A 17,466-nucleotide genomic window follows, 5' to 3' on the forward strand; every position below is an offset into this window, starting at 1 on the left:
ATTAGATTTTAATTGTACATATAAGACACTGCAAGTATAAGACATTTTTTTGAATAAAAAATAAAAGGAGCCGCATTGGACTCCTTTTAATCTTTTGTTTATATATTAATTAACATACGTAGGACTATTATCCACACCTGGAAGCACCGCAAGTTGTACAAATCAGACAGCCTTCCTGATAAACCAATGTCTCATTACCGCAGTTCGGGCATTTCTTACCTTTGGCTTCTGTTCCATCCTGAATATACTTCTTCAATGCACGTTCCACACCGTTTTTCCAAGTGTTGATACTTTCACTGTTTAATTGGAGAGAGCCAACCAGTTTGATAACCTGTTCAATCGGCATCCGGTAGCGAAGCACACCAGAAATCAATTTAGCATAGTTCCAATATTCTTTGTTGAACTTCTCTGACAATCCTTCAATGGTCGTCTTATATCCGCGTTTGTTCTCGAATTGGAAGTCGTAACGTTTGGTACCGTCTTCATCTACATTTTTGATGATACGTCCGCAAGTCACACTCTTAGGTAGCAAGATACCTTCATCATCATCTTGCAAACCTGTGAATATTTCATAAGGGTGTCCATCTAATAATCCGACAAAAGCCACCCATTTTTCTTTGTTGTTCTGGAAACGGACAACATCTGCTTCCAATATTCTCGGACGTACCTCTACAACCGTAGGCGGTTTGCAAGGAGGAAGGTCTTCTTTCTTTTCCTTATTTGATTTAGTGGAAATCAAAACTCCGGAGCGTGAACCGTCGCGATATACGGTACAGCCTTTACAGCCGGATTTCCATGCTTCTACATACAAACGGTTTACTAAATCCTCGTCTACATCATTCGGTAGATTGATCGTTACGCTGATGGAGTGGTCTACCCATTTCTGGATTCTTCCCTGCATCTTCACCTTCATCAACCAGTCGACATCGTTGGAAGTTGCTTTGTAATAAGGAGATTTAGCAACCAGTTCATCAATTTCTTCTTGGGAATAGCGTTTGGCCGGATCGTATCCGTTAGCTTCCATCCAGGTCACAAACTTGTGATGGAATACGATATATTCTTCGAATGCATCTCCTGTTTCGTCTACAAAATCTACATGTACATTCGTATCGTTCGGATTAACCTTTCTTCTGCGTTTGTAAACAGGCAGGAATACAGGTTCGATACCGGAAGTTGTCTGTGTCATCAAACTGGTAGTTCCGGTTGGAGCAATTGTCAGGCAGGCAATGTTACGGCGACCGTATTTCTTCATGTCCTCATACAGTTTCGGGTCAGCTGCTGCCAGGCGTTGGATGAACGGATTATTCTGTTCACGTTCGCTATTGTATATTTCGAAAGCACCACGTTCTTTGGCCATTTCCACTGAAGAACGGTATGCGCCGAGAGCTACTGTCTTGTGTACTTTTTCAGAGAATTCTGTCGCTTCTTCCGTTCCGTAACGCAATCCCAATGCAGCAAGCATATCACCTTCTGCAGTGATACCTACACCAGTACGGCGACCTTGTCCACTCTTCTTGTAGATTTTCTCCCAAAGTGTGCGTTCTGCATGTTTTACTTCTTCATTTTCCGGATCTTCGTCAATCTTGGTCATGATACGTTCGATTTTCTCGAGTTCGAGGTCGATGATATCATCCATGATACGTTGAGCAAGAGCCACGTGTTTCTGGAACAGGTCAAAATCAAAATAAGCATCCGGTTTGAACGGATTCACTACATAGGAATATAGATTGATAGCCAATAGACGGCATGAATCGTAAGGACATAGAGGAATTTCTCCGCATGGGTTGGTAGATACAGTTCTGTAACCCAGATCTGCATAGCAATCAGGCACGGACTCACGGATAATCGTATCCCAGAATAAAACTCCCGGTTCTGCCGATTTCCATGCATTATGAACGATTTTCTTCCACAAGGTAGAAGCGTTGATTTCTTTGGTAAATGTCGGGTTGGCAGAGTCAATAGGATATTGCTGTACATACGGCTTTTCATCTACGGCAGCTTGCATGAAAGCATCGTCCAGCTTGACAGAAACATTGGCTCCGGTTACTTTGCCTTCAGTCATCTTGGCGTCAATAAATGCTTCGGAATCCGGATGTTTGATGGATACACTCAACATCAGTGCACCACGACGTCCGTCTTGAGCTACCTCACGAGTAGAATTCGAATAACGCTCCATAAATGGAACAAGGCCGGTGGAAGTCAGTGCCGAGTTTTTAACGGGAGAGCCTTTCGGACGGATGTGTGATAAATCGTGACCTACACCACCGCGTCTTTTCATCAGTTGCACCTGTTCTTCGTCGATTTTGATAATAGCACCGTAAGAGTCGGCTGCGCCATCCACTCCGATAACAAAGCAATTGGATAGTGAAGCAACCTGATAGTCGTTACCGATTCCTGTCATCGGGCTACCTTGGGGGACGATGTACTTGAAGTGATCTAATAAATCATACAGTTCTTTTGCTGTCAACGCATTCGGATACTTTGATTCTACGCGTGCCACTTCATTTGCAATTCTCCAATGCATGTCTTCCGGGGATTTTTCATAGATATTACCGAAAGAATCCTTTACTGCGTATTTGTTTACCCAAACCCTTGCAGCAAGCTCGTCGCCTTGAAAATATCGTAAAGATTCTTCATAGGCTTCGTCGTAAGAATAAATTTGTTTTTCCACGATTCAATTTGTGTTAAATCTCGTTTTTAATAAGTAATATGTAGAAGTTTACTTATCGTTAACAAATGTAGCCGCAAAGCTAAGAATGTTTTTTCATCTATCAAAATAAAAATGAAATAATTTATTAACAGGTTGCAAGTTTTCCATTTGTTTATGCTAAGTATTTGATAAACAGTTGAAAGAGTTTTTTGTTCAAAGGTTAAAGTTCTCCAAAAAGAAAACTATTCTATTCTGCTAGTGTGGTAGAATATTTTTTTCTTTTTATATCTTTGCAAAAAAAAGATATGTTTGAAACCGTAAAGAACAGAAGAACTATTCGGAAATATCTGCCTAAAGATATAAATCCTGGTTTGTTAAATGATTTGCTCGAAACCTCTTTTCGTGCTTCTACGATGGGGGGAATGCAACTTTATAGTGTAATTGTGACTCGTGATGCAGAAATGAAGGAGAAACTCTCGCCTGCTCATTTCAATCAGCCTATGGTAAAAAATGCACCGGTCGTATTGACTTTTTGTGCTGATTTTCGTCGTTTCAGTAAATGGTGTGAACAGCGGAAAGCTGTGCCGGGCTATGATAATTTAATGTCTTTTATGAATGCCTCCATGGATACTTTGCTCGTTGCTCAGACTTTCTGTACACTGGCGGAAGAAGTAGGACTCGGCATTTGTTATTTGGGGACTACTACTTATAATCCTCAAATGATTATCGATACTCTCCAGCTTCCCAAACTGGTATTCCCTCTCACCACAATAACGGTAGGCTATCCGGATGGTATTCCCGCACAAGTAGACCGCTTGCCTTTGGAAGCTGCCGTGCACGATGAAAAATATCACGACTATACACCGGAAAAAATAGATAAACTTTACGCCTACAAAGAATCATTGCCGGAAAACAAGCAGTTTATCGAAGAAAATGAAAAAGAAACATTGGCTCAAGTCTTTACGGACGTGCGTTACACAAAGAAAGATAACGAATTTATGTCCGAAAATCTATTGAAAGTACTTCGCCGGCAAGGATTCTTTTAAGTATTAAGTATAAAGTATTAAGTATTATCCATGCGGACAAGCTTTATTATGTGGTTTCGCACCAAGGTAATACTTAATACTTTATACTTAATTTCAGTTTCTCTTCTTCAGTAACGACTCTATTTCCTGTACTTCTGCATGAAAGCTCTTGTCTACCTCCAATTGTCCTTTTACGGTTTTGCAGGCGTGAAGTACTGTTGCATGGTCTTTGTTACCGATGAACTTACCTATTTTAGAAGTTGAAAAGTCTGTGTGGTTTTTAGCTAGATACATGGCGATCTGTCGTGCTTGAACGACTTCTCTTTTTCTGGATTTTGTATGTATGGCAGACGGCTCCAGGTCGAAATGTTTGCATACCACTTTGAGAATATCATCAATAGTGACAGCTTTCGTTTCATTGTGAACCACGCCATGTACAATGTGTTGTGCTAAATCCAGGTCTATTTCCTTATTGAAAATAGTAGAACGGGCCATGATAGCGATGACGATACCTTCCAGATCACGTACACTTTCATTCACATTCTCGGCAATATAGTCAATCACTTCTGCCGGAAATTGTAACCCGTCACGGTGTATCTTGTTGCGTAGAATATTTTTGCGAAGTTCTACGGTCGGCTTTTCCAGCTCGGCTACCATACCCCATTTGAAACGGGTCAGGAGGCGTTCTTCGATACCCTGCAATAATACGGGAGCACGGTCCGAAGTCAATATGAGCTGTTTACCATTCTGATGTAAATGATTGAAGATATGGAAGAAATTGTTTTGAGTCTTGGTGACACCGGCAAACTCCTGAATATCGTCAATGATTAATACATCGATCGTCTGATAAAAATTAATAAAGTCGTTGGTCGTGTTATTTCGTACAGAATCCGTATATTGTACCTGGAACAAATGTGCCGAAACGTACAATACTCTTTTCTCTGGATAAATTTCTTTGATTTTTGTGCCTATTGCGTTTGCCAGGTGTGTCTTTCCCACTCCGGATGCTCCATAAAGGAATAACGGGTTGAAAGCGGTCCCTCCCGGTTTTTGCGCTACAGCTTCTGCTACACTTCTTGAAAGTTTATTGCTGTATCCTTCAATGAAGTTCTCAAAATTATAATTGGGATTCAAATGCGGGTCCAGATCTTGAACGGCAGGAGCCTGTAAGAAACTGGGAGCTTTGTTTCCTCCGATTATACTTTTAGGGGTAACAGCTGTAGAACGATTGCTTGCTTCGAGATTCACGGTTTGATTTGGAATCGAAGTCTTGTCCACCATGACGTTGTACATCAACTTGGTGCCTTCGCCAATGACCTTATATAATGTCTTGCGTATTAAATCCACAAATCTCTCTTCCAGAATTTCATAGAAAAACTGGCTCGGGATCTGTAAGATCAAAGTTTTGTCCTCATATTTCAACGGAACAATAGGGGCAAACCAAGTATTATATGTCGTCTCAGGAACATTGTCTTTAATTACGTCGAGACAGCGGTTCCAAAGTACGACATGATTTGATTCAATCATAGTAACTTTTAATACATTTATTAATTAAGCAAAACTTCTACGTTTGCAAAATTGGGAATCTTATTCGGAAAAAACAAATCTATTTTTTCTTGTTTTTTTCATGCGAACAATAATGTGTTTACTTTCAATGACTTATGTATTTGTTGTCGGACACAGTCTGCTTACCCTCTCTTGCAATTTTATAAGTATTTGTATATTAATGTTTTACGTGCTTGAAATTAGCAATTTTCTCATCTTTGTACGTTTGTACGGGAATATTATTTCGGTTTATAGATAGACATTTGAAGAGCAATCTACTTTCTTTTGAAAGCTCCTTGTTATTTAGATAAAATCTATATAACAAGAATTTGCTACTTATCTTTCTTGCCGAATAATGAGAAGTGAACGTATCGTTTCGGATGCTCTTTCAGGTCCTCTAATAAGCTGGCTGCATTTTCTGTTGTAGCGTTCAGATTATTGTATAAAGTCGGGTCGTTGAAGAGCAGACCGAGCGTGTTATCTTTGCTGTTTAATTTTTCTGTAAGTATTTTTACGTTAGCCAGTGTTTCGTCTATTTTTTTGAAAGTGGCTGCATAATCTATCTCTTTCAAATTTCCGCTGATGACCACAAAGTTGTCTCCGATGGTATTCAGTTTACTTGTGAGTTGGGGAATATCGTTGCTCATTAGTCCTTTCACCTGTGAACTGACTACTGCCAGGTTGGCGGTTGTTTTTTCTATTGAGTGCAGTGTAGCAGGAATGCTTTTGTCACCTAAGATATTGTTCAGGGAGATGAGGATAGAGTCCAGCTTAGGCAGCATCTCTTCCACTTTCGGTATCAGTTGTGCTGCGCTTTCCATCATTCCGTTGTTTAGTGTGCCGGGAATGGTATCTCCTATGGCATATTTTTCACGTGGGTTGTTTGCCAGGAGAATATTCATACGTACGCCTCCCATAAGTTCGGATACGAGTTCGGCGGTACTTCCTTTAGGAATTCGCAGCTCGGTGTCCAGTTCTACTTCAACAATCACATTTCCGGGTTTGACATAATCATAATAGATGTCACGTACAATACCTACACGGACACCGTCGGCAAATACCGGGCTTGATTTAGTGAGTCCGTTTACGTTTTCAAATTTGGCATAGAAATAGCTGGAAGGCTGAAACATGTGTATACCTTTCAGCCAGTTGATTCCATATATAAGCACACATAGTGCAACGATACCTGCAATACCTATTCTGACTTCTTTTGTAATGTACTTCATTTTATCTTTTTATTTATTTTTTCTTTTCTTGAATTCGGCAATCGCTTCATTGATGTTCATTTTCTCTCCATTTCGGAAAGCGATGATGAAGGCATCCTTGAATTGTGCCGTAATGGTGCGCTTCGTACGCAACACCTTGTTGTAATCGGCGGAGGATCCATACGTGTATTTGTATATTCCCCCTTCCTTATAATAATCTACGTCTTTCAGTCCTTTCAGCCGTTTGTCGTTTTTGGCGAGAGGCTTGGAAGAAGTGAGTATCTGTATCTTAAACGTAATTTCACTGTCATTGGTTGCGCTTTCTGCTACAATTGGGCGCTTCGGTGCTGTTTTTGCTGTTGCGGCAGGTTTGGTTTTTGCTTCGGCTAGTAATTCTTGCTGTTGAGGAGCTGTGTTTACGCTTTCAGTATCCTTTTGGGCAATTTTCGGGGCGTTGTCTTCTTCCTGCTCGGTTGGGATAATCGTTTTGCTGACTCCCGTAAGGCGTAACTCATGTTCTCGTTTGTAATTCAGGAAAGCCCGGTAAATACCTTTGGCCATACTTCCGGCCCCTTCTTCGGAATTCAGATAGCGTTCTTCTTCCGGAGTAGAAATAAATCCCAATTCTATTAGAATGCTTGGCATCGCACTTGCTTTTAAGACGAGGAATCCTGCTTGATGCACTCCCCGGTCTGCCCGTTTACAGGTTTGGCGGAACTGTTTTTGCATCAGCGAGGCCAAGTGTACGCTCTGTTCCATATATTTGTCCTGCATGAACTCAAATATAATATATGATTCGGCAGAGTTCGGATTGAAACCGGCATATCTTGTTTTATAATCACTTTCGTAGAGGATAACGGAGTTCTCCCGCTTGGCAACTTCCAGGTTAGCGTCTGATTTGGCCAAACCTAGCGTCCAGGTTGAAGCCCCTTTGGCTGTACGGTTGTTTGCCAGTGCGTTGGTGTGAATGGAAATAAAGAGATCCGCCTTTGCGTTGTTTGCAATTTCTGCCCGCCGGTCCAAAGGAATAAATACATCTTTGCTACGGGTGTAGATCACTTTGACGTCGTCGCAGTTTCTCTTGATTAGATTTCCCACTTTCAGGGCAACGTTCAGATTGATGTTTTTCTCTTTCGAGATTTTGCCTATAGCACCAGGGTCATGTCCACCATGTCCGGCATCGATAACTACTACGAAATCTTTCCCCCATAAGTGGTTGGTACATGAGGGTAGAAAAAGTAGCCAGAGGCAAATGAATATGTATAATATGTACGGTCTATTCAGTTTCATATCTATAATACGGTGCAAATGTAGTAGAAATTTGTAGAAAACTCATGATTTGCCATTAAGTTTTGTGTTTTTTTCGGTTTAATGATAGCTTTTTTCCCGAAATCTCCGTTACTTTGTGCTTCGAAGTTAAAATGTACGACGATGCTTAAGTTTTTGAAGAATTGGACGTTACCTATTGCTATGCTGGTAGGTGCTGTAGGTTATCCGCTGTTTATCAGTCTTTCTTTTCTGACTCCCTATCTTATTTTTACAATGTTGCTATTGACCTTCTGCAAGGTATCTCCTCGTGATTTGAAGCCTAAACCTCTCCATATGTGGTTGTTGTTGATTCAGATTGGCGGGGCGTTGGCTGCTTATCTTTTGCTTTATCGCTTTGATAAAATAGTAGCAGAGGGAGTGATGGTTTGTATAATTTGTCCGACGGCTACAGCTGCTGCGGTGATTACTTCCAAGTTGGGAGGGAGTGCAGCCAGTCTGACCACTTATACATTGATAGCAAATATTGGAGCGGCTATTGCTGTGCCTATTCTATTTCCTTTGGTGGAGGTGCATCCTGATGTCACTTTTTGGGAAGCGTTTTTTGTTATTTTGGGTAAGGTGTTTCCGTTGTTGATTTGTCCTTTTTTGGCTGCCTGGTTGTTGAGCAAGTGTTTGCCGAAAGTACATCAGAAGTTATTGGGTTATCATGAACTTGCTTTTTATTTGTGGGCTGTATCTTTAGCTATCGTAACTGCGCAAACATTGTATTCCTTGCTCAATGACCCGGCGGATGGTTTTACGGAAATCATGATTGCTGTCGGTGCACTGATTGCCTGTTGTTTGCAGTTCTTTTTGGGGAAGACAATCGGCTCGATTTATAATGACCGTATCAGTGGTGGGCAAGCACTTGGGCAAAAGAATACGATTCTGGCTATTTGGATGGCGCATACTTATTTGAATCCATTGTCTTCTGTGGCTCCCGGTTCGTATGTGTTATGGCAGAATATAATCAATTCGTGGCAGTTGTGGAAAAAGAGAAAGAAAGAGATAAAATAGTGAATAATTAGGGATTATATGATTACTATAAGGGTAGCTTTAAATACGGATATAGAGGAAATTCAGTCTCTATATCGAAACACAGTGTTAGTGATAAACAGGCGTGACTATTCACAGGCAGAGGTTGAAGATTGGGCATCGTGCGGAGATGATCTTTCTAAAATAGAGGATATGATAAAAACTCACTATTTTATTGTAGCTGTTAATCGGCAATCTGAAATCGTTGGTTTTTCATCTATCACACCTCAGGGCTATTTACATTCTATGTTTGTTCACAAGGATTTTCAAGGTAAGGGTATTGCCACGATGCTTTTGGAAGAAATAGAACGGTATGCAATTACAGCCGGCATTGTGCGGATTACATCCGAAGTGAGTTTAACAGCTCGTCCTTTCTTTGAAAAAAAAGGTTATGTAGTAGAGGGAGAACAAAAGCGCAAAGCGAATCAGCTTTCTCTTACTAATTTTAGAATGGCAAGGGAGGTGGCTAAAATTAAGTTATGATGGTCGTATTCCTGCTTGTGGTGTCTTTTGTGGGGGGCCATATATACGAGGGAAAAAAGACTTTGCAGAGGAGTCGAGCTAAATAGTTCTCGCTGTGAAAAATGCAAAACATTTATAATAAAAAGATTACAGATTGAGTTTAGTACGTTCCTTTGTTTATATATCCAAAACGGACTAAACTTCTTTGTCCTGACAGCAAGATAGGTGCTGGTGAAAAGAAAAAATACCTTTGTTTTCTTTTCGCCAGCATTATTTTTGTACTTTTGTCGCATATAACAAAGCGCAAATGGGTATAAATCAGAATTATAGAGAAGCAGTAAAGACCATAAAAGAAGCTATCCTACGCAGCCAGTACCGTGCAGCCGCATCGGTGAACAAGGAACAGCTATCTCTTTATTACGGCATCGGACGTTACGTGTCGGAAAATTCTCGTACAGGCTTCTGGGGGAAAGGTGCGATTGAACAAATATCTTCTCTGTTGCAAAAAGAATTGCCGGGGCTAAGGGGATTTTCAGCAACAAGCATAAGAAATATGCGTATTTTTTATGAGGAGTGGGATAAGGTTTTAAATCATCCGCCGTTGGCTGATGATTTGGTGTTGAATGAAAAATTGCTTCTTGTAGAAATTCATCAGCCACTGGCTGATGAATTTAACTGGTCAGACTTCCTTTCAATCGGCTTTAGTCATCATACCGAAATAATATCCAAAGCTAAGACTTTGGAAGCAAGGCTGTTTTATATACATGAGTGCGCCACTCGCTATTGGAGTAAGTACACTTTAAGGGATTACTTAAAAGCAGACCTGTACAGCCATCGGGGAACTTTGCCTAACAATTTCGCACAAACATTGCCTGATACTAAGCAAGCTTTAAAAGCTGTTTGTTCATTTAAAGATGAATACTTGCTTGATTTCATCAATGTGGAGGAACTGAATGAGCAAGAAGAGGATTTGGACGAAAAGATAGTGGAAAAGGCAATTGTTGCCAATGTGAAGAAGTTCATCATGACCTTTGGGCAAGATTTCAGTTTTATAGGCAATCAATATCGCATGGAGGTTGCAGGTGAAGAAATGTTCATTGATTTGCTCTTTTTCAATCGGGAGCTTAATTCCCTGGTCGCGGTCGAACTTAAATCCGGAAAATTCCGTACATCTTATTTGGGGCAGTTGAATACTTATCTATCCGCCTTAGATACATATATCAGAAAGTCGCATGAAAATCCCTCTATAGGAATAATTCTTTGCAGGGAAATGAATCAAACCTTTGTAGAGTTTGCAGTTCGTGATTATAACAAACCGATGGGAGTTGCTACATACCGTGCGTCCAAGGATATGCCGGAGCGACTTCGTAACGCTCTGCCGGACATTGAGGATTTGAAAAAGCTATTGTAAGGAAAAAGTCTTATTTATTTTTTGGGCAGGTAATTGCCTTTTTTGCACACGAAGCCCACCACTAAACGAATTTCTTCGTTTTTTTGTTATTATTTTGTTACCCACTGTTAGTAATAGGTGGGCTTTTATTTTGATAATCAGGTTTGTATGCTATTATATATAATGTGGCAGAATATTATTAATTCGTGGCAGTTGTGGAAAAAGAGAAAGAAAGAGACTGAGATTTCTGCATAATACTAAAAAAACTGGGATTGAAATTAAGGGCAAATGTGATGGAGCAAAAGATATTTGAAATAGAAGACTTAAAAGAACTGGAAGAATTTTTGCAATCCCAATCAGAAATAGAACAGTTGCGCGAACGCTTGTTTGCCGAGTTTCTGAAATATGCGGATTATAAAAATGCCGGAGAATGGAATAAAGCCGTTCGTCTTTGCGAGAGCCTGGCTATTATCGGCTGGGGAAATCACGAACCTGTCGAAGCATTGAGAGGGCAATTCTTTAATGGAAACCCCGCGACTTGTTTTCAAAATAAATTTGGAGAAACTCGTTTTGTCGATGCCATTTGGTCGAAAAGAGTCAACGGTTTTACTATGGAGCAGGGAAGAACAAGCTATTGTTCGAGTCCTGACGACCCGAATCAAAAGCAATCTGTGTCTTGGAAATATGAGATAAAGGAAGATATACAAGATATAAGACTTGAAAGCCAGCGAAACTGGATTCCTAAAAATCCGGTTTGGATAAGGAGGACAATTGATAACTGTTATGAAAACTCCAAAGCAGTAATCGAGAGTGTTGATAAAGAATTGAAACCGGAGTTGGATAGAAGGATGCGCCCAGAGATGTACGGACGTACTATTAATCGAATTATAATTAATTGTTCGTATAGCTATTATGATCATGACCATTGTAAAACAAACTATATCATTGCTGATGAAAAGTTGAAATTGAAACAAAAAGATTTCTATCGGACATTGCTCACTATGTTTACCAGACAAGAAATAGAGAAGAATGGATATTATCTTCGCAATCGTTTTGAATTTGGACCATTCAGGGCAGATACCGGGAAAATTAGAATCGGACTATGCCTTGAGAAAGAATTCAGTGAATTGAGTCATGCCAAACAGAAATCGAAGCTAAGCGAATATATTCTGCTTGCTCTGAACCATGTTACCAACAAGCTGAAAAAGAAGAAGCTGGATTATGACTTTGACTTGATGCTTGAAGATTTTAATTCAATACTGGCTGAGTGGAAAGCATGAAAGATATTATAGAGTTATTATGCTTTGATGATATTATAATAACATGGAAGTAATCTTTTGTGTCAGTTATATTTTAGAATTGGTTTTGTTATCTTTGCGCCGAAATATTGTAACATACAAGAAAACAAAACATGAAAAATAAAGCTGTTGTAGTTGTTGTTTTCTGCAAGAAAAATATGACGAACAAGGTCGGTCAATTGACAAGCGACCGGGATTTGAAATACTCTATAAAGATTTTCAGGACTACGAATATGATGCGAATGGCAACTGGATTGAAACAAAGAATTTCAAAGATTATGTTGATTCAGGCACAGGACTCGGGCATATACTGAAACCTTATGTGGAGCGTGTCTTTACTTATTACGAAGAATAAAAACTTTAAATAGTTAGAGTTAAGGATTACCTCTTAGAGTAGAAAACAACTATCATAACTCTCATTCTTTTTGCTAATATAGTTATTATCTGATGAATAAGAATGATAGATGTTTCTGAAATTTTGTATCTATCATATTTTCTTCATGAAATATGGGTATCTATCATTCTTATTCCACTGTTTTTGCTGTTTAATCTTTCATGGCATTAACCCGCACATAAATTTTATGACTGCCGCTTCCAATGGTGTCAAGTACTCCTTCCTTCACCCATCCGTTCAATTCATTCAGTGCTTTGTTCTTTAATAGTCCCGTTAGTTGCGTATACTCTTTGCGTCGTATCATCGGTCGTTCATCCAGAAATTTCTCCAGCCTGCGCCGGCGTTCTTCCACCGGAACTTCGGCGGAATGTGCAAATCCCGACTTCGCTTTTTCCACAAATCCGCGAACCTTCTTTCGGAAAGAAGATGATGGACGAAAATTTACATTATCGAAATAAATGGACTGTGCATGTATCTCTTTGGCATCCATCACCGGGCGTGCTTTTAACTTGGCTGAAAAATATCCAAGGTTCCCCAACTGGACGTGGTGTCCGCTGACTAAATATTCGGATATTTTATTTTCAATAGCTAGCTGAACTCCTTCAATGTCTGCCGGTGTAAAACTGGAAGCTTGAGCGATCTCTTTTACAATTTGTTGAAAGTCGATGGTTCCGTTCGATACGATGCGGGGATACAACGGCTGTTCGTCTTCGTCTTCTTTCGAAGACGGCTTTTTGCGAAAATCATATTTTGCGTACATGTCTTTTCTATTATGGGTTAATGTAGCTAAAATGCCTTTTGAAAGGCATTTTAAATCTTGTTTTGCAGCAAGATAACCTACAATTGCAGCTTGGATAATCAACTTGAATCAGTCGCTTTTCTTGGGCACACATTCATGGGCTGTAGAGCCCACAGATGTAAACTGTACAGCCCGCATAGGTGGGCTGTACGGCACACTTATGCGGGCTGAAGTCTTACTGCCTGCAAAGATACATTATCCTGCCTTTATTCGCAAATTTAGTAAGCATTATTTCTATAAAATAAAGTCGTGTGGCGTGGCAAATAAAAGCGGTGAAATTTGTTTGGGCGAAGAGCATGTTGTATCTTTGTATGGCTGTAGTGCAGCTTTCCTTTTACTGGAAATAATAATAAAAAAAGATGAGAATAACATTAGTCAGAGACGATGGCAAGGTAAAAACCTTACGGACGTTGAAAATGGAGCTCCTTTTGGAGCAGATGAAAACGGAAGTCAAGGCGCAGCCCGTCTCAAAGATGAGGGAAATATTGCGGTATACTCTTCCGGGAAATTCGATTGAAGAGGTGCGTAAAGTTCCCAAAGTGATGCCTGCCGCAGCTTTTGTCCGTAAAGAAGGGGTAATGACCCTGAATGAATATAACGGCATAGTGATGATGGAGGTCAATGATCTTTCGGGAAGAGCGGAAGCAGACGAAATAAAGGAACTGGTCAAAGAGTTTCCGCAAACATACCTTGCTTTCACCGGCTCTTCTGGCAAATCAGTAAAGATATGGGTACGGTTCACCTATCCGGACGACTGCTTGCCGACTTTACGCGAGCAAGCGGAACTTTTTCACGCGCATGCTTATCAGACGGCTGTGAAATATTATCAGCCACAACTTCCTTTTGATATCGAACTGAAAGAACCGTCGCTCGAGCAATATTGTCGGTTGACATACGATCCCGGACTTTATTTCAATCCGAAAGCAATGCCCATTTATATGAAGCAGCCCGTCAGTCTTCCGTCCGAAGCGACTTTTATCAAACGAACGCGAGAAACCGATTCTCCTTTGCAGCGAATGGCACCCGGATATGAAAATTATGAAGCATTATCAGTACTTTTCTCCGCTGCATTCAACAGGGCGCTCGAAGAACTGAACGGATATCGGGAGGGAGACGATCTGCAACCGTTACTGGTGTGTTTGGCAGAGCATTGTTTTCGGGCAGGTATTCCCGAAGAAGATACTGTGCGGTGGACAAGGGCGCATTATCGGCTCCCCTCGGATGAGTTGCTGATTCGCGAAACTGTGAAAAGTGTCTATCGTTCCGCAAAGGGATTCGGCAAGAAGAGTAGTCTGACGACCGAACAGCTCTTCGCCATGCAGATGGACGAGTTTATGAAGCGTCGTTATGAATTTCGATACAATACGCTGACCACGGAAGTGGAATATCGCGAACGAAATAGTTTTAATTTCTATTTTCGTCCGGTAGACAAGCGGGTGCTGGCGAGTATCACGATGAATGCCATGTATGAAGGGGTGAAAATGTGGGATAGGGACGTAATCCGCTATTTGGATTCCGATCATGTGCCTGTTTATCAGCCGGTGGAGGATTTTTTGTATCATCTGCCTCACTGGGATGGTAAAGACCGGATTTTGGAACTGGCTAACCGCGTTCCCTGTGATAATCCGCATTGGGCGCCGTTGTTCCGTCGGTGGTTTTTGAATATGGTTGCCCATTGGAGGGGAATGGATAAGAAACACGCCAACAGTACGTCACCTTTGCTGATTGGCCCGCAGGCATATCGGAAATCGACTTTTTGCAGAATGCTTCTTCCTCCTGCTTTACAGGCGTACTATACGGATAGCATTGATTTCAGTCGGAAGCGGGACGCGGAGTTGTATCTGAATCGCTTTCTACTTATTAATATGGATGAATTCGACCAGATTAGTCCTAGCCAGCAGGCTTTTCTGAAACATATTCTGCAAAAACCGGTGGTGAACACACGTCGTCCGAATGCTTCGGCGGTGGAAGAGCTTCGCCGGTATGCATCGTTCATTGCTACGAGCAATCATCGGGATCTGTTGACGGATACTTCCGGTAGTCGTCGTTTCATCGGTATTTATATGACGGGAGCTATAGATGTGTCGCGTCCTGTTGATTATGAACAGCTTTATGCACAGGCGTTGGAGTTGCTTTATCATAATGAACGTTATTGGTTTGACTCCGAAGAAGAGGCTATCATGACGGAAAACAACCGGGAGTTTGAACAATCACCTGCCATCGAACAATTATTTATGGTTTATTATCGCGGGGCGGAAGAAGAGGAGGAAGGAGAATGGCTGCTGGCTATCGACATTCTGCGGCGGATTCAGAAAGCGAGTAAGATGACATTTTCTGCCAGGCAGGCTTCTTATTTCGGGCGTATCTTGCAGCGGCTCGGAGTGAAATCTAAACGGAAAACGTATGGTACGTATTATCATGTTATACCTTTGGAGGTAGAATAATCAAGTATGATAGATACCTCGTTTTTGATGGTCTAAGTATGATAGATACCGGAAATAATAGTTGTCTATCATACTTATTCTTTTAATTATAAGTGGTTTATAAAAATGAATGAGAGTATGATATTAGTTTTTTTACTTATAGAGAAGATATTTTTTTCTAATCTCTTTGTAATCCTGTAACTCTTTTTGCCAACTATTCCGGATAGCCTCTTCCGATTCCCCTTTGAGGATAGCCTTGCGTACGCTGTCAGTTCCCATCAGCAAATCAAACCATCGGGCACGGGAGAAGAAGGCTGCGTTTTCACCGGATAAGCGATAAAAGTTCAAGAAGTAGCGAAGCGTAAATCCATTCACATCGGTTACATTCCGGAGATCTTCCCCATAACAGGTGATACCTTTGTGCATTGGATTTTTGTCAAAACCGGGTAAGGAGCGGGGAGTAAAAGTGAAACTTCCGTATTTCTTATTAGGTGCGCCCAATACCTGGAAAGGAAAAGTTGTTCCTCGTCCCACGCTGATACGGGTGGCTTCAAAAGGACAGAGTGAGGCGTACAATCGGATAGACTGGTCGTTCGGGAGGTTGGGTGACGGTTTGATGGGAAGTGAATAAGGTTCTCCATGTTTCCACCCGATCATTGGAATAACCTTTAATGAACAAGGATTTTTCTTGTTGGCAATCCATCCTTCTCCGTTTATCATCTGTGCCAGTTCGCCGATAGTACATCCGTGAAGTACAGGAATGGGAAGCATGCCGACAAAGCTCCGGTAGGCAGGTTTGAGTATCGGACCATCCACATAGTCGCACGGATTAGGGCGATCCAGTACAATCATTTCTTTCTTGTTCTCTGCGCAAGCTTCCATCACGTAATACATCGTGCTTATATAGGTATAAAAGCGTGCTCCTACATCCTGAATGTCGAATAAGATCACGTCAACATCTTTTAGTTGGGTGGCAGACGGCTTTTTGTTATCACCATAAAGCGATACGATAGGAATACCGGTGCGGGAATCTTTTCCGTCTTTCACCGTTTCACCCGCATCTGCATTACCTCGGAAACCATGTTCGGGGGCAAATACTTTGACGATTTGAATATTTCTTTTTAATAAGGTGTCGAGAAGATGAGTTTGCTTTGCCCCTACAACGGAAGTGTGGTTGACTACCATTCCGACGCGTTTTCCTTTCAACAACGGTAGGTATTGATCCATCTGTTCTGCTCCCGTGACAATTTGACTGTTTACACGCATTGGAAACAGCATAATGAACAGAAATATAAGAATGAAGAAAACTCTAGTTTGCATATCGGTGATTTTTTTTGTAATATTGCACAAAAATATTAATTTCTCGTCAAGAGAGCAAAAAATAAAGCACATGAATCCATACGAAATCATTGATAAATATTATCCGGAGAATACGCAGCAGAGACAAATATTAGTAATACACAGTTTGGCAGTGTCCGGAAAAGCAATGAAAATGCTGGATGCTCATCCCGAGCTACGTTTGAACCGGAGCTTTGTGAAAGAAGCTGCTCTGTTGCATGATATTGGTATTTTTCAGACCGATGCTCCAACCATTCAGTGTTTTGGTCCCAATCCTTATATCGCTCACGGATATTTGGGAGCAGAAATCTTGCGGGCGGAAGGTTTCCCCCAACACGCATTGGTGTGTGAACGTCATACGGGAGCCGGACTTTCGTTGGAAGATATCATTGCCCAGCAACTTCCCGTTCCTCATCGTGAGATGTTACCCGTCACTTTGGAAGAACAATTAATTTGTTTTGCGGATAAATTCTTTTCTAAAACCCATCTGGATGAAGAGAAAACAGTGGAGAAAGCCCGGCAAAGTATTGCAAAATATGGTGAAGAGGGTCTAAGTCGCTTTGATAGATGGTGTTCTCTCTTTTTATAGCACTA

General features: G+C 41.0%; 14 protein-coding genes. 8 read left to right on the plus strand and 6 right to left on the minus strand.

Annotated features, from left to right (window positions below; genetic code table 11):
• Positions 1–127: 127 nt before the first annotated feature.
• The gene (locus tag AAHJ11_RS17540) at positions 128–2,671 is read right to left on the minus strand and encodes an adenosylcobalamin-dependent ribonucleoside-diphosphate reductase (protein WP_074559132.1); all 2,544 of its coding nucleotides are present in this window, start codon (positions 2,669–2,671) and stop codon (positions 128–130) included.
• Positions 2,672–2,955: 284 nt separating this feature from the next.
• On the opposite strand from AAHJ11_RS17540, the gene AAHJ11_RS17545 reads away from it, so the two are divergent.
• Positions 2,956–3,696, plus strand: a complete 741-nt coding sequence (locus AAHJ11_RS17545; RefSeq protein WP_413579930.1) for an NADPH-dependent oxidoreductase — start codon at positions 2,956–2,958, stop codon at positions 3,694–3,696.
• Positions 3,697–3,789: 93 nt separating this feature from the next.
• Here the strand turns inward: AAHJ11_RS17545 and dnaA are convergent, their stop codons facing one another.
• The 3 genes from dnaA to AAHJ11_RS17560 form a co-directional block, all read right to left on the minus strand.
• Entirely contained in the window at positions 3,790–5,202 is a 1,413-nt protein-coding gene (dnaA, locus tag AAHJ11_RS17550; protein ID WP_074638126.1) for a chromosomal replication initiator protein DnaA, read from the minus strand.
• A 350-nt stretch (positions 5,203–5,552) separates the two neighbouring features.
• Positions 5,553–6,446: an MlaD family protein gene (locus AAHJ11_RS17555; protein ID WP_074638127.1), complete on the minus strand. Its 894-nt coding sequence runs from the start codon at positions 6,444–6,446 to the stop codon at positions 5,553–5,555.
• Between the two features lie 9 nt (positions 6,447–6,455).
• Positions 6,456–7,715, minus strand: coding sequence for an N-acetylmuramoyl-L-alanine amidase family protein (locus tag AAHJ11_RS17560; RefSeq protein ID WP_148365217.1), 1,260 nt, complete (start codon positions 7,713–7,715; stop codon positions 6,456–6,458).
• A gap of 81 nt (positions 7,716–7,796) precedes the next feature.
• Between AAHJ11_RS17560 and AAHJ11_RS17565 the strand changes: the two genes are divergently transcribed.
• The 5 genes from AAHJ11_RS17565 to AAHJ11_RS17585 all read left to right on the plus strand — a co-directional run bounded on the left by AAHJ11_RS17565 (position 7,797) and on the right by AAHJ11_RS17585 (position 12,232).
• A complete protein-coding gene (locus AAHJ11_RS17565) occupies positions 7,797–8,750 on the plus strand; it encodes a bile acid:sodium symporter family protein (RefSeq protein ID WP_413579933.1) in 954 nt (317 codons plus the stop codon).
• An 18-nt stretch (positions 8,751–8,768) separates the two neighbouring features.
• Positions 8,769–9,251, plus strand: a complete 483-nt coding sequence (locus AAHJ11_RS17570; RefSeq protein ID WP_298045166.1) for a GNAT family N-acetyltransferase — start codon at positions 8,769–8,771, stop codon at positions 9,249–9,251.
• Positions 9,252–9,537: 286 nt separating this feature from the next.
• A complete protein-coding gene (locus AAHJ11_RS17575; RefSeq protein ID WP_217721246.1) occupies positions 9,538–10,641 on the plus strand; it encodes a PDDEXK nuclease domain-containing protein in 1,104 nt (367 codons plus the stop codon).
• Between the two features lie 272 nt (positions 10,642–10,913).
• Positions 10,914–11,900: a hypothetical protein gene (locus tag AAHJ11_RS17580; RefSeq protein WP_320975199.1), complete on the plus strand. Its 987-nt coding sequence runs from the start codon at positions 10,914–10,916 to the stop codon at positions 11,898–11,900.
• A gap of 131 nt (positions 11,901–12,031) precedes the next feature.
• Positions 12,032–12,232 carry a hypothetical protein gene (locus AAHJ11_RS17585; RefSeq protein WP_195649130.1) on the plus strand — a complete coding sequence of 67 codons (201 nt, stop codon included), beginning with the start codon at positions 12,032–12,034 and terminating at the stop codon, positions 12,230–12,232.
• 231 nt (positions 12,233–12,463) lie between these two features.
• Here the strand turns inward: AAHJ11_RS17585 and AAHJ11_RS17590 are convergent, their stop codons facing one another.
• Positions 12,464–13,072: an HU family DNA-binding protein gene (locus AAHJ11_RS17590; RefSeq protein ID WP_004306640.1), complete on the minus strand. Its 609-nt coding sequence runs from the start codon at positions 13,070–13,072 to the stop codon at positions 12,464–12,466.
• Positions 13,073–13,470: 398 nt separating this feature from the next.
• Between AAHJ11_RS17590 and AAHJ11_RS17595 the strand changes: the two genes are divergently transcribed.
• Entirely contained in the window at positions 13,471–15,555 is a 2,085-nt protein-coding gene (locus AAHJ11_RS17595; RefSeq protein WP_413579937.1) for a BT4734/BF3469 family protein, read from the plus strand.
• 132 nt (positions 15,556–15,687) lie between these two features.
• On the opposite strand, the gene AAHJ11_RS17600 is transcribed toward AAHJ11_RS17595, so the two are convergent.
• Positions 15,688–16,854, minus strand: coding sequence for an exo-beta-N-acetylmuramidase NamZ domain-containing protein (locus AAHJ11_RS17600; protein ID WP_413579939.1), 1,167 nt, complete (start codon positions 16,852–16,854; stop codon positions 15,688–15,690).
• 70 nt (positions 16,855–16,924) lie between these two features.
• On the opposite strand from AAHJ11_RS17600, the gene AAHJ11_RS17605 reads away from it, so the two are divergent.
• Entirely contained in the window at positions 16,925–17,461 is a 537-nt protein-coding gene (locus AAHJ11_RS17605; protein ID WP_074638688.1) for an HDIG domain-containing metalloprotein, read from the plus strand.
• The last annotated feature ends 5 nt before the right edge of the window (positions 17,462–17,466 follow it).

The organism is Bacteroides sp. 90-K9/2 (assembly GCF_047310725.1).
GTDB lineage: Bacteria > Bacteroidota > Bacteroidia > Bacteroidales > Bacteroidaceae > Bacteroides > Bacteroides vicugnae.